The organism is Streptomyces sp. NPDC001231, from assembly GCF_042896885.1.
Taxonomy (GTDB): domain Bacteria; phylum Actinomycetota; class Actinomycetes; order Streptomycetales; family Streptomycetaceae; genus Streptomyces.
Window position 1 is genome coordinate 18443 of the sequence record NZ_JBIAXS010000028.1, and the last position, 12481, is coordinate 30923.

Genomic DNA, 12481 nt, shown 5'->3' on the forward strand with positions numbered 1-12481 from the left:
GGCATCCGTCGTCAGCACCACCGCAACACCCCATCGCATGGCGATCCACGGCCGACGTGCACACGCCGCGCCGCACCCCCGTGGCCCGCACGCAGGGCCCGCACATCGGGCTTGGCCTCCACCCCACCGCACATCCAGCCACCGCAGCCCCCACATGCACCTCCCCCACCGGTGGCCACCACTCCCCCGGCCGGCCACCAGCTGAACCGCCCATGATGCCGCGGCTCTGGCGATCCCTCGGCCAGGTCGGGCTGGCCACCACAGAATGGACCGATTGGTACAACCACACCCGGCTCCACGGTGAGATAGGGCACATCCCGCCCGCCGAAATACAAAGCCCTGAGCACCACGAAAGCCCAGGTCACAACCAACATCTGAGATCTCCACCAAACCCGAAGCGGTTCACGGAGACATTTTGTTAGGCGTTCTAACATTGGCAGGTAGGCCCCCACGACTGGGTGCCCACTGTGCACGGCCTCCCCCATCCCTTCGGATCGAGGCCGCGGACGTCCGCCCACGCTGACGCCCGCCCAAACTCGTCCCCGATAGGAGGAGGACTGCATGCTCGAAGCCGCAAACACGCCCCGCCCCGGGGGCGAGCCGCCGAAGGCCCCGATCGAACGCCGCCACCTGGGCGGCACCGAACGGCGGCGCCACGGCCACGAGGCCGAGAACCGTCCTCCCGTCTCCAGCCAGGAGCTCAGCAAGGCCCCCGCGGAACTCATCGAGGAGCCCGGCCCCAGGGTTAACCGGCGCGTCTTCATCATCGCCTCGGCCGTCATCGTCGCCTTCTCCCTCTGGGCCATGCTCGTGCCCGCGCACGCCGCCGGCACCATGCAGACCATGGTGGCCTGGATCGCGGAGAACCTCGGCTGGTTCTACGTCCTGACCGTGACCGTGGTGATCGTGTTCGTCCTCTGGGTCGCGCTGTCCAAGGAGGGCTCCGTCCGGCTCGGCCCCGACCACTCCCGGCCCCAGTACAAGCTCTTCACCTGGGTTGCCATGCTGTTCGCCGCCGGCGTGGGCATCGACATGCTCTTCTACTCCGTCACCGGGCCCATCACCCAGTACATGGCTCCGCCGGCGGGCGAGGGCCAGACGGGCGCGGCCGCCCAGGACGCCGTGGTCTGGACCATGTTCCACTACGGCGTGGCCGGCTGGTCCATGTACTCGCTGCTCGGCATGGCCATGGGCTACTTCGCCTACCGCTGGGGCATGCCGCTGTCCATCCGGGCCGCCCTGTACCCCCTGCTCGGCAAGCGCGTCCGCGGCGGGCTCGGCGACACCATCGACATCGTCACCCTGGTCGGCACCGTCTTCGGCGTCGCCACCTCCATGGGCATCGGCGTCGTGCTACTGGACGTCGGCTTCGCCTTGCTGTTCGGCCTCCATGGAGGCCTGTCCCTGCAGATCGCGCTGGTGGTCGTGGCCGTGATCATGACCATCGCCGCCTGCACCTCGGGCGTGGAAAAGGGGATCCGGCTGATCTCCCAGCTGAACATCTGGAGCGCGGCGGCCATGCTGCTCTACATCCTGGTGACCGGACAGACGGCGTTCCTGCTCAACGCCCTGGTGGAAAACATCGGCCGGTTCGTCTTCTCGCTGCCGGACCGAACCCTGGAGACCTTCGCCTACCAGGAGGGGGGCGCCAAGTGGATGGCCGGCTGGACCCTGTTCTTCTGGGCGTTCTGGCTGGCCTGGGGCCCGTTCGTGGGCCTGTTCCTGGCCCGCATCTCCCGCGGCCGGACGCTGCGCGAGTTCGTCATGGCCGCCATCGCCGCCCCCGTGCTCTGCGACTTCCTGATCGTGAGCATCTTCGGCAACAGCGCCATGTACCAGGTCCTGCACGGGAACACGAAGTTCGCCCAGCTGGCCCTGCACAGCCCGGAGGAGGGCTGGTTCGCGCTGCTGAAGATGTTCCCCGGCGCCAGCTTCCTGATAGGCCTCGGCACGCTGTCCGGACTGCTGTTCTACCTCACCAGCGCCAACTCCGGCGCCATGGTGATGTCCAACTTCTCCTCCTCGATCCCCAACCCGTCGCAGGACGGGGCGAAGTGGCTGCGCATCTTCTGGGCGGTGCTCACCGCGGTGCTGACCATCGCGATGCTGGTGGCCGGCGGGGTCACCACCATGGAGTACGCGACGCTCATCTTCGCCCTGCCGGTGACGGTCATCGCCTGGCTGGTGATGGCCTCCTTCTCCAAGGTCCTGCGCATGGAGCGGGCCGAGCGCGAAGGCCGGGTCCTGCGCCGGCAGTCGACGGCGGCGCACGGCGGCCACGTGCCCGAGCGCACCTGGCGCCAGCGGCTGGAGCGGATGCGCTCCTACCCCTCGAAGAAGCAGGTGGCCCAGTTCGTGGAGCGCACCGTGCAGCCGGCGCTGGCCGACGTGGTCCGCGAATTCGGGAAGCAGGGCTACCAGGCCACGCTGGACCTGGTCCCGAACGAGCACACCGGCATCTCCAGCCACGCGCTGGTGGTCGCGATGCCCGAGCACCGCAACTTCCACTACCAGGTGCAGGCCGTCGAGGCCCCGGTGCCGATGTTCGGCGGACGCATGTCCCGCCAGACGGACGTCTACTACCGGGTCGAGGTGTTCACCCAGACCGGCTCCGAGGGCTACGACCTCATGGGCCTGTCCCACCAGCAGGTGATCGACGACGTCCTGGACCGCTACGAGGCGCACCTGGGCTTCCTCACCTACTCCGCCGAGCACGACTACGCCTCGGTGCTCACGCCGCCGATCGTGACCGCCACGGGCGCCGTCTCGGTGGTGGAGGCCGCGGAGCCGCAAGACGACGCCGGTGCGGACCCAGTGGGCAGCGGGCCGAAGGCGTAGGCGCCGTTCCACCGGACGCCGGTGCCCGTGCCACCCGCTTCACAGCCCCACCGCTTCACCACGGCACCAAGTCAGGCGACCTGATCAGCCGTATCAAGCAGGACCTCGGCGTCCGTTGGCAGCACGACTCCCGTCGCCAGTAGCGGAGGCAGGGGATGGACCAATGTGGTCTTCAAGTCGGTATGGCAGCGTCTGCTGGAGGGGGCTCGATGTCGGAGTCGAAGGCAGATCTGTACGCCGCGATTCGCCGTGACCACCGCGACAACCTCATCGCCCGGATCACTCAAAGCCAACCGGCAGATCTGCGGGACGCTGAGGGGGGATGAGGTTGTACTCGTCGTCTACGGTGCCCCTTTGGCGGCTTCTGAGGTCCGGACGGCGGTCAGGTGGGCGAGGGCGGCCATCGACAAGGTGATGTGCCAGTACCAGGCGTGGTGGAGACCTGGCGGTGCTCCAGATGGTCGACTCCGACGCCCGGCTGCTCGGCAAGCTTCGGATCACCGATGACGCGGCAGGCCTCCAGGACCTACTGCGACTGCTTGCCGAGCACGGTGACAGCCCCAGCGACTCCATCCCCATCGCGATCGAGACCTCACGGTGACTCTGGCGGCCTGCCTGCGGGCCCGGACGCCAGGTCCAAGCGATCATCCCGATGGCTCGCCGGCCACCGGGACCGGCATGCCGCATCCCGCAAGAAGTCGGACCACCAGGACGCCGTCGTCCTGGCGAACATCCTGCGGACCGACGCCGACCTGCACTGGCCACTGCCCCGAGATATCGACCTGGTCAGAGCAATCGCCGTCCTTGCCCGGGCCCAACAGGACCCGGTCTGGGACCGCACCCGCGCCCACCATCATGTGGGCGTTGCTGCCGGCCGGTCAGTGTTTCGGGTTCAGCAGAAAGTGCGCTGGGCGTTGGCGAATGTCTTGAACGCGTCCTGCGTTCCCTTTCCAGCCTTTCCGTCGATGGCGCCGGTGTAGCCGTAGTGGGCCTTCAGCAACCGTTGCAGTGCGCTCACAGTGCCGCTGCCGACGATTCCGTCGATGGCGCCGGTATAGCCATAGGTCGGCTTGAGGTAGCGCTGGAAGGCCTTCCAACTCTCGGTGCCCAACTGGCCGTCGAGGGCGCCGGTGTAGCCGTAGTTGCCGTACTTCAGCCAGCACTGCACGTAGGTGGCCTGTGTGGTGCTCAGGCCGAGGTTGACCACCGCGAGTGGCGCTACGGTGCCGGAGTTCGCGGCGGCTGTCGCAGCCGGGGCCGAGGCCGCCTGGCTGGGTGACATGGCGACGATCGAACCGCCGAGCGTCATGGCGGCGACGGCGGCGGCACTGACGATGCGGCGCCGCAAGGTCCGGGACATGAGGTCGAACACAGAGTCCTCCTGCAAGAGATGCGGAGCGGCGGCCTTGGCCCATGTGGATCGCCTGATCGTTCTCTTCTTACGCATGGCCCCGCTCGGGTTGGAACACCTGATGATCTGTGCGGCACTGATTCTTCCGGGGGACGGTCGGCAGGTCATTGACGGTGCGCGCACTTGTGTTGACTGGGCGCGCCTGGAGGTCCCAGTCCTGCTGCATCAGCTGCCGGTAGTCGCCGGGCGGCATGCCGTATGCGGCTCGGAAGGCCCGGCTGAAGTGCGCGGCACTTGTGAAGCCCCAGCGGGTGGCGATGGCGTGGATGGGGCGGGAGCCGAGCTGGGGGTTGGCCAGGTCTCGGCGGCAGCGCTCCAGCCGGCGTTCGCGGATCCGGTTGGAGACGGTCATTCCCTGGTCGTGGAAGAGCCGTTGGAGGTAGCGGAGAGAGATCTGGTGCGCGGCGGCGACGACCGCGGGGGAGAGACCAGGGTCCCCGAGTTGCCGCTCGATGAAGGCGCAGATCCGTGCTTTCAGGACGCGCAGGTGCGAATCGGGGGGCAGCTGAGTGCCGCCGTCGAGGTGGTGGGCCAGGAGCGCGGCTACGAGATCGACGCCGATGACGGCCAGCCGCGCGGCGTCGGCCGCCTGGTACCCGGCGGCGCCTGCGGCCAGCTGGGTGAGGTAGCCGGACACGAGTGCGCCGATCCCGTCGGACGCCGATAGGCGCTGCGCGGTGAGCGGATCGACCTGGGGGGCGGGCATGGGGAGCATGGCGCGGGAGAACTGCATCATCACGCCCTCCACAGCGTCCGGATCACCCCCGGCCCAGCCCTTCCAGGGTCTGGAGGTCGAGTACAGCAACAGCTCCCCGGGCCCGATGGCGGTGTCCCGGCCGTCCTGCACGATCCGGTGTCCCCCGCGCAGGTTCAGGTACAGCTGGTAGGACTCGGGGTCCGACTGGCGAATCAGCCTGGGGGTGCGGTGGGTCTCCAGCGGTGGGTACCGGAGCACGGACACCTGCACCTCGCCGAGGTCCAGCAGTCGTAGGCCGGCCCGGAAGTCGTCCTCGTGCTCGCTGCGGAGCTTGTTGGGTATCAACGCGCTGTTCGCCATGTCGAGCCAGCTGCCGAACCGCTCGGCCACGGGCAGCTCCTCCGTCCGGAACTCCCTCACGATCGCCATGCTTCCCCCTCCCGGCGGCGCTGATCGCCCCCCTGTGAAAGGACCGCGCAGCTGATGCCGCAGTTGGGGAGCGTTCTCGCCACTCTGGCGTTGCCGGCTCCCGGCCTGGCACGGAGCGCAAAGGCCCCGCCGACGCGCAACAGACCGCTGAGGGCGCCCGATCCCTGGCCGCGCCGACCGCCAGCCACAGCCCACCCCACTCTCCCCTTTTCTGTTCTGGGGGTCGGCTGCGAGAGGCGCATAGGGGATGTCGGGCTCGCAACCACGGCTGGGGAGGCGTGGTGACCTGCGGATACATCAGGTCGAGGATGTCGGGGAGGAGACGCTCGTGGAGCAGAGTGAGCTTCACGCGGTGGTCGCGTCGGCCTCAGCGGTGCGGGGCAGCTCGGGGAAGGCTTCCTCCCAGACCTCGCGGATGTAGGGGCTGACCAAGCGGCGCAGAACAGGCCACTGCTCGGCCGGCAGCCGATGGTGGGGGGAAGGCCGCCAAGTCCTCGCGCGGGCCCTGGGCAAGGACGGTCCGGTAGAGCGTCATGTCAGTATCGCTGGTGGAAGGCGGAGGCACGGCGGACACACAGGGCTCCCCTGCCGTATGTGTGGATCCGGCGCGGTGTTGCCGGGCCGGATCCCGGGTGCCGGCGTTCTCCCCTGCAGTCGTCACGGCCTGGGCAAGTCCGGCAGGAGCGGGGCCTGTCCCGGCGGTGATCCTGTCGTGTCCGGGGCTGAACGGCTGGTCACAGTGCTGTCCGTGTTGTTCGCGTTGTCCAGTCCAGGGCTGTGGACATCTTCCGGCGCCGGGCAGTGCGCAGGTTCGTGGCCCATGGGTTCGATGGTCTCAGCTGGCTCATAGCCGGCCCGCGAGACGGGCGTAGGTGTCGAGGGTGCGTTCGGCCTTCGCGTGGCGATGCCCTGTGCCTGCCCACAGGTGGATCAGTCGTATGTCACCGGCAGCGGTGGCCGCTTTGCGGAGTGGGCCGGTGAGGTGGTGGAGGGCGGGGTAGCCCTCGGGGGCGATGGGGTCGTACTGATCAATGAAGTGGTTGCGCAGGGCGCGTGCGGGCCGTCCTGTGAAGGCGCGGGTGACGGTGGTGGCGAAGACGGGGTCGACCAGGGCCGCCTTGTGCGGTGCGGATGCTCCGCTCTCGTGGGTGCGCAGCAGGGCGGTGCCGATCATGGCGGCTTCGGCGCCAGCGGCCAGCGTGGCGGCCACGTCGGCGGCGGTGGTGATTCCTCCGGTGGCGATGATGGGCAGGGCGACGGCGTGGCGCACCGCGGTGATCAGGTCGGTGAGCCGGATGGGCTGGGGCGGCCGTGCGGGGCTGAGCGTGGCCGAGTGCCCGCCGGCAGCCGGGGCCTGGACGATCAGCGCGTCGACGCCGGATTCAGTGGCCAGGCGCGCTTCTTCGGCCGAGGTGACGCTCTGCAGAACGGTGCTCCCGGCGGTGCGGAGAGCGCGGACGACGGCGCGGTCCGGGATGCCGAAAGTGAAGGACACCCAGGGGATGGGGGCGGAGGTGAGCAGGTCGATCTTGTCCGTCCAGTGGTCGTCGTCCTCGATCGGCTCCTCGGGCAGCGTGAGGCCGTAGCGGTTGGCCTCCACCTGCACCGCCTGCGCGTAGCGCTGGTATGCCTCGTGGGAGATGGGGACCGGGTTGGGGGCGAACAGGTTGACACCGAAGGCGACGCCTTGGGCGCGCGTGGTGTGGATCTGCCCGGCGAGTGCCTGTGCGGTCTTGTATCCGCCGGCGAGGAACCCCAGCCCGCCCGCGCGGGCTGCGGCAGTGACCAGTGCGGGGGTGCTCGGTCCGCCGGCCATCGGCGCCGCGATGAGAGGAAGGTCTGCTCCGAGGTCGGACAGCAGGGTGCTCACGACAACTCCTCCTGGGGGTAAGGCAGCGGCGGGGGTGTCAGGCCGCCGTGGTCACGGGGCCGAGGTGGTGCGGGAAGCGGACGCAGACGGCGGCGGACGCGACCGCGGCGGCGACGACCATCGCGCTGCTGAGCAGGAGCGCCTGGTGGTAGCCGTGGCTGAGCAGCGGGGTGGCGAGCAGCGGGCCGAGGATCTGGCCGGCGCTGTATCCGGTGGTCAACAGGGCCACGGCCCGGGGTACTTGAAGATGGCTTCCGATGGACAGGGTGATTGTGCTGACGCCCATGAATGTGGCGCCGAACAGTACGGCGGACACGAGCGCGGGCGTGGTGCCGCCGAGCAGTGCCGGCAGGGCGATGCCGATGGCCTGGATGGTCAGCGAGGCCAGCAGGAGGGCCGGCCTGGACCAGCGGCGGGCCAGCTGGGTCCACAGGGCGCAGGAGGGAAGGGCGGCGAGGCCGACCACGATCCAGGCTCCGCCACCGAGCCAACCCTTGACGCCCTGTTGGATCGCGGCGACCAGGAAGGTACCGGCGATGATGTAGCCGATGCCCTCGAAGGTGTAGCTGGCGAGCAGCGAGAGGAACCAGCGGTGGGTGCGGGGCCGTTCGGCCCGCGCGACTGTCGCGGAACTGACGGCGTCCGGCTGCGGGGTCAGGGGCCAGGCGAGTGCGGTGAGCACGGCCGCGAGCGTGGCGCAGGTCCACCAGGCGGCTTGCCAGGTGGACGCGGCGTGCACGGCGACGACCAGCAGGCCGGACAGGGCGATTCCGGCACCGACCCCGCCGAAGGCCCAGCCGACCAGGTGGTGGGCGTGGGCGCGAAGACGGGAGAGCATCGCGCTGACGGCGATCACGAAGACCAGCGCGCTGGCGGCACCGGCCATGAGACGCAAGCCGAACCAGGCGGTGCCGTCGTGCGTGACCGGCATGAGCGCCAGCGTCAGCACCAGCACGACGAGCGAACCCCGCAGTGCCGCGGCCGACCGTACGACGGCGGGGGCGGCGATGGCGGCCAGGGCTCCTGCGAGGTAGCCGATGAAGTTCGCCGTGGCCAGGTTCGCCCCGAGTGCCGAGGAGAGTCCGGCCTGCTCGTGCATGAGGGGAAGGATGGGGGTGTAGACGAACCTGCCGACTCCCATTCCCGCGGCGAGGGCGGCCGCCGCCTGGACGACGATCGTCCAGGGCGACTGCGTTCGGGGACGGGGCAGGGCTGATGCCTTCACGGCTTGGGCTCCTTCCTGGGTGGCGTTCACGGGCCGACTTCGACGCTAGGCAGCGCACGCGCGGCTGTGAAATGCCGGTTACGCTGCTGCTATGCGCCGCAGGCATGGATGCGCGAGAGGGGTGCCAGGGGCATGGATGTCGAACTCCGTCACCTGCGGGCCTTCACGTCCGTGGCCCGCCACCGCTCGTTCTCCCGTGCCGCCGAAGAACTGCTGATCACGCAGCCGGCGCTGAGTCGTACGATCGCGCAACTGGAGGGGAATCTGAACGTCCGCCTGCTCGACCGCTCCTCGCGGCACGTCGAACTGACGGACACCGGCGCGGAGTTCCTGGTCCACGCCGAGCGGGTGCTGGCAACGCTGGACGAGGCCCTCGCCGTGGTGAGCCGCCGTGTCACGCTGCGGCTCGGTTTCAGTTGGCTGCTGCCCGACCCCTGGGCTCAGCAGGTCGTCAGCCACTTCGAGGAGAGCACGGGGGCGTCGGTCGACCTGACGCGGACCGATGATCCTCTCCAGGCGCTGCGCCAGCGCACCGTCGACATCGCGCTGATCCGGGGTGACGTCGACGTACCCGGACGGGCGCGCACCGTGCGCCTGTACGACGAGCCGCGCATCGCGGTGTGCTCCGAGCGCTGCGATCTGGCCCGCCTTGGTCATCTGGACTGGTCGGACGTGCAGCACTGGCCGTTGGTCGTGAACACGGTCAGCGGCACCACCGGCCCCTGGTCGTGGCCGGTGGACCAGCGCCCGGCCCAGATCATCGAGACGTCCAACTACGACGAGTGGCTGGAGACGGTGGCTGCCAACCGCGGGATCGGTATCGTCCCCGAGGTCGCGCGGCGCCGCACCCAGCACGCCGCCCTCCGCTTCGTGCCTCTCACCGACGCCCCGCCGAGCCCGGTCAGCCTCGTCTACCTGCCCGACGTCCAGCGCACGCTGATCCGCCGATTCCTGGACACAGCCCTCCGGACGAATACGGAGTGACGCACGTGGCGGCCCGCCTTTGAGCTGCGTCGATGCCTGATATGCATGCATGCGTTGCCCCAGGCATTTCAGACAAAGCTGGGCGGTCATTAGCGTTGACGGTGACCGGACCATGCAGCGAGGACCACGATGAGTACGACGAGACTGTCCTGGCAGGAATGCGCAATCATCCTCCTGGGCGGCCCGACAGCCGTCATCGACATCGGCGGCCTGCGCATCGTCGGCGATCCGACCTTCGACGGACCCGGACCTTACGGGTATCTCACCAAGCCCGCCGGACCTGCTGGCGACGAGGACAGGGTGGGGCCGGTCGACCGCGTCCTGGTTGGCCACGAAGCGCATGCGGACATCCTCGACGAGCGCGGCCGCGTGTTCGCGAAGACCGCCCCGATGATGCTCACCGGGCCCGTGGCCACGCAGCGACTGGGACCACCGGCCGTCGGCCTCTTCCCGTGGGCGAGCCACGCCCTGCCGCGCCGGGACGGCGGGGGCGATCCGACGGTGACGGCGGTCCCCGCGGTCCACGGCCCCGAGGACGGCGAAGGCGACGGCGACGGGAACGTGAACTGCGAGGTCACCGGGTTCGGGCTGTCCGGGCGGGGGTTTCCCACCGTGTGCGTGAGCGGTGACAACGCCTCGATCCGGACGATCGCGGAGATCCCCGGTCGGTGCCGGGCATCGACGCGGCCGTCCTGCGTGCGGGAGCAGCACGCGTCCCGGCGAAGTTCGACGGCCGGCCACTGTCGCTGGACAGCCCGAGCGGCGCTGCCACGGCCGCCGTCCTCGGCGCCGGCGTCGTGGTCCCGGCCCACCACGACGGCTGGGCTCACTTCTCTGAAGGATGCCGGAGATCGAGCACGCCTTCTACGAGGCGGGCCTGTCGTCCGCAACAGACCGACAAGGAACAGACATGCCTTTGGTACGGATCGATCTCATCCGCGGCCGTCGTCCCGACGAGCTGAGGGCGATCGCCGACGCGACGCACCGCGCGCTGGTGGATGTGTTGCACATCCCCGAGCGGGACAGATTCCAGCTCATCACCGAGCACGACGCCGACCACGTCATTGCCCTCGACGCCGGCCTCGGCTTCGCACGCACCGACCGGCTCGTGTTGATCCAGATCTTCACCCAGGCAGGACGCACGACCGAGGTCAAGCAACGCGTCTTCCGAGCCGTCGCCGAGCGGTTGGAGGACCTCGGCATCGGCGGCGAGGACGTCTTCGTCTCCATCGTGGAGAGCGGCCCTCAGGACTGGTCGTTCGGATTCGGGCGCGCCCAGTACACCGAGGGGGCTCTGCCCGTCCCCGGCCGCTGACGTCATCGGGTTGCCTGCCCGGGTCAGGGCGGTGCCGTGGTGTTCGCCCTTGCCGACGTCCAGGCCGAGAAAGACGTCCATATCGCCGGTGTTCGCGCGTTCTTCGCCGCCCACGGCATCCACCGGTTCGTTCGCCTGATCACCGACAACGGGAGTCGCGTCCATGTGCCCGCCACCCGCCGCCATCGAGGATGCGTCCAATTTCTTGACGTCCAGGTGGACCGTGTGGCCGGGTAGCGGGCCACGAACTGTTTCGGCGGGCGCCGGTTGACGGAGCCGTCAGGATCGAGGAACCGAGGTGAGGAGTGCGGGACGTCAAGCGGTCCTGCAGCCGGGCCTCACCGTAGTGGTCGTAGCGGTCTTCCACCTGGACAGACAGGCGCGGGAGACGCCGGCCTCGGCGGCGACGTGGGCGATCGGACGGGTGCGGCAGCGTTCGATGAGCCTTCGGCGTCCCTCGATGGTCAAGGGGGCGTTCGCATACGTCACTAGAGCACCTTGGTGCTCCGGCCGGCCGCGATCACCGTGCGGAGGGGGAACGCGATGAGCAGCGCAACAGCGACCAGGAATCCGCTCGACCACAGCGGCCCGAGGTTCCCGACTCCGGTGCCGAGGGTGGTCGCGGCGATGAGGGGGCCGACGGCAGCGCCGACGTTGAGCGCCGCGGTCGCGTAGGAGCCGGCCATGGTGGGGGCTCCCGCGGCCTCGTAAAGGACCCGCGTGATCAGGGTGCTGCCCAGCGCGAACGACAGGGCACCCTGGACGAACACGAGGGCGAGCAGAGCGACCGGCTTGTCGGCCAGCACGGCCAGGGCCGGCCAGCCGATGAGCAGCAGCGGACCGCCGACCGCGATGACCGGGCCAGGATGCTGGTCGGACAGTCGACCAGCGATGGTGACCCCAGCGAAGGAACCGAAACCGAAGAGCACCAGGACGACAGAGATCCACAGCTTGTCCAGCCCGGCGGTGTCGGTCACGACGGGGGCGAGGAAGGTGAAGCTGGCGAAGGTTGCCGCGTTCACCAGCGCGCCCAGCAGCATCACCAGGATCAACCGCGGCCTTGCCAGCTGGGCGAGTTCCGCTCGCACGGCTGGCCCGCCAGTCTCCTGTTCCTTCACACGTCCCGCTGGGATGGCCTTCAGGATGCCGAGAGCGGCGGGCAGGCAGAGAGCGGCGACAGCCCAGAATGTGGCCCGCCAGCCGAGCAGGGTGCCGAGCACCGAGCCACCAGGGACACCGACGATCGTGGCCGCCGTCGTGCCTGACAGCAGCACGGCCAGCGCACGTCCCTTCCTGTCGGGTGGGACCAGCGTGGCGGCAGCCGTCAGAGCGACGGCGAGGAACCCCGCGTTCGCGAGCGCGGCGACGACCCGGGTAGCGAACAGGACCGGGAAGCTCGTGGTGATGGCGCCCACGGCGTGAGCTGCCGCGAAAGCGAGGATGAACCCGAGAAGACTGGAGCGCCTGGGCCAGTTGCGGGCAAGCGCGGCCACAAGGGGAGCGCCGACGATCATGCCGATCGCGAAGACCGAGGTCAGCATGCCTGCTGTCCCGACGGTGACGTCGAGATCTGAGGCGATGTCCGGCAAGAGGCCGGCGAGCATGAACTCCGAAGTGCCCATGGCGAAGACCGCCATGGCAAGCAGATACAGCGGGAGAGGCATCGAGTGGCTCCGAGGTGAGGAGAAGCACGAGAAGGTCATCTCGTCACC

At 69.3% G+C, this 12481-nt stretch carries 8 protein-coding genes and 3 pseudogenes; 5 read left to right on the forward strand and 6 right to left on the reverse strand.

Features of this window, described 5'->3' with window-relative positions:
- Nucleotides 1–561 precede the first annotated feature (561 nt).
- A complete protein-coding gene (betT, locus tag ACFY3J_RS29125; protein WP_390842050.1) occupies nucleotides 562–2838 on the forward strand; it encodes a choline BCCT transporter BetT in 2277 nt (758 codons plus the stop codon).
- A 457-nt stretch (nucleotides 2839–3295) separates the two neighbouring features.
- A pseudogene (locus tag ACFY3J_RS29130) lies at nucleotides 3296–3686 on the forward strand (transposase); the annotation flags it as partial.
- A gap of 44 nt (nucleotides 3687–3730) precedes the next feature.
- Here the strand turns inward: ACFY3J_RS29130 and ACFY3J_RS29135 are convergent.
- From ACFY3J_RS29135 to ACFY3J_RS29150, 4 genes are all read right to left on the reverse strand, one after another.
- The gene (locus ACFY3J_RS29135) at nucleotides 3731–4198 is read right to left on the reverse strand and encodes a peptidoglycan-binding domain-containing protein (protein WP_384187271.1); all 468 of its coding nucleotides are present in this window, start codon (nucleotides 4196–4198) and stop codon (nucleotides 3731–3733) included.
- 79 nt (nucleotides 4199–4277) lie between these two features.
- Entirely contained in the window at nucleotides 4278–5375 is a 1098-nt protein-coding gene (locus tag ACFY3J_RS29140; protein ID WP_390842051.1) for a helix-turn-helix domain-containing protein, read from the reverse strand.
- A gap of 844 nt (nucleotides 5376–6219) precedes the next feature.
- Nucleotides 6220–7245 carry a nitronate monooxygenase gene (locus ACFY3J_RS29145; protein ID WP_384187225.1) on the reverse strand — a complete coding sequence of 342 codons (1026 nt, stop codon included), beginning with the start codon at nucleotides 7243–7245 and terminating at the stop codon, nucleotides 6220–6222.
- Nucleotides 7246–7282: 37 nt separating this feature from the next.
- Nucleotides 7283–8470, reverse strand: coding sequence for a YbfB/YjiJ family MFS transporter (locus ACFY3J_RS29150; protein ID WP_384187222.1), 1188 nt, complete (start codon nucleotides 8468–8470; stop codon nucleotides 7283–7285).
- 132 nt (nucleotides 8471–8602) lie between these two features.
- Between ACFY3J_RS29150 and ACFY3J_RS29155 the strand changes: the two genes are divergently transcribed.
- The 3 genes and pseudogenes from ACFY3J_RS29155 to ACFY3J_RS29165 all read left to right on the forward strand — a co-directional run bounded on the left by ACFY3J_RS29155 (nucleotide 8603) and on the right by ACFY3J_RS29165 (nucleotide 10769).
- Complete coding sequence (locus ACFY3J_RS29155) at nucleotides 8603–9454, forward strand: LysR family transcriptional regulator (RefSeq protein ID WP_384187219.1); 852 nt, start codon at nucleotides 8603–8605, stop codon at nucleotides 9452–9454.
- 129 nt (nucleotides 9455–9583) lie between these two features.
- Nucleotides 9584–10379 (forward strand): annotated as a pseudogene (locus ACFY3J_RS29160) (MBL fold metallo-hydrolase); the annotation flags it as partial.
- On the forward strand, nucleotides 10365–10769 hold the full coding sequence (locus ACFY3J_RS29165; RefSeq protein WP_384187268.1) for a tautomerase family protein: 405 nt from the start codon (nucleotides 10365–10367) through the stop codon (nucleotides 10767–10769). The pseudogene ACFY3J_RS29160 and the gene ACFY3J_RS29165, both read left to right, overlap by 15 nt.
- Before the next feature lie 151 nt (nucleotides 10770–10920).
- Here the strand turns inward: ACFY3J_RS29165 and ACFY3J_RS29170 are convergent.
- Together ACFY3J_RS29170 and ACFY3J_RS29175 are read right to left on the reverse strand one after the other, a co-directional pair.
- Nucleotides 10921–11258, reverse strand: a pseudogene (locus ACFY3J_RS29170) (helix-turn-helix domain-containing protein); the annotation flags it as partial.
- On the reverse strand, nucleotides 11258–12433 hold the full coding sequence (locus ACFY3J_RS29175; RefSeq protein WP_390842052.1) for a Cmx/CmrA family chloramphenicol efflux MFS transporter: 1176 nt from the start codon (nucleotides 12431–12433) through the stop codon (nucleotides 11258–11260). The pseudogene ACFY3J_RS29170 and the gene ACFY3J_RS29175, both read right to left, overlap by 1 nt.
- Nucleotides 12434–12481: the final 48 nt, after the last annotated feature.

Coding starts and splice junctions, on each gene's coding strand:
- ACFY3J_RS29175 (WP_390842052.1), bottom strand. CDS start 12,433: ATGCCTCTCCCGCTGTATCTGCTTGCCATGGCGGTCTTCGCCATGGGC.
- betT (WP_390842050.1), top strand. CDS start 562: ATGCTCGAAGCCGCAAACACGCCCCGCCCCGGGGGCGAGCCGCCGAAG.
- ACFY3J_RS29135 (WP_384187271.1), bottom strand. CDS start 4,198: ATGTCCCGGACCTTGCGGCGCCGCATCGTCAGTGCCGCCGCCGTCGCC.
- ACFY3J_RS29140 (WP_390842051.1), bottom strand. CDS start 5,375: ATGGCGATCGTGAGGGAGTTCCGGACGGAGGAGCTGCCCGTGGCCGAG.
- ACFY3J_RS29155 (WP_384187219.1), top strand. CDS start 8,603: ATGGATGTCGAACTCCGTCACCTGCGGGCCTTCACGTCCGTGGCCCGC.
- ACFY3J_RS29165 (WP_384187268.1), top strand. CDS start 10,365: ATGCCTTTGGTACGGATCGATCTCATCCGCGGCCGTCGTCCCGACGAG.